This is a genomic window from Vibrio sp. OPT46 (assembly GCF_015163535.1).
Taxonomy (GTDB): Bacteria; Pseudomonadota; Gammaproteobacteria; order Enterobacterales; family Vibrionaceae; genus Vibrio; species Vibrio alginolyticus.
On record NZ_JADDYG010000535.1, the window covers coordinates 1 to 230 of the forward strand.

1 protein-coding gene is annotated in these 230 nt (G+C 43.0%); it reads right to left on the reverse strand.

Annotated elements, in window-relative coordinates:
• On the reverse strand, window positions 1-221 hold a 221-nt coding region (locus tag IQR33_RS35965), incomplete at its 3' end, for a hypothetical protein (protein ID WP_228013688.1).
• Window positions 222-230 lie beyond the last annotated feature (9 nt).

The following is a 230-nucleotide window of genomic DNA, read 5'->3' on the forward strand; positions in this document are numbered from 1 at the left end:
TCATCTGGGACGGTTGGGAGCTCAACGATTGTTTCGTCAGAGATGTTTCTGGAGCCTAAAGTATCATCCAAGCCAACTGCACTTGTTTGGTTCATGTGTGAAGGAACCTTAATAACTTTATTGTAGCTCCCTGCATTGTGTGGTGCTTTGATTGAAGCAATTACAGAGGGGGCGGAAACCGCTAAAGCAATCCCCACTGTAATGAGATTAATGTTATTCATTGCAATCTA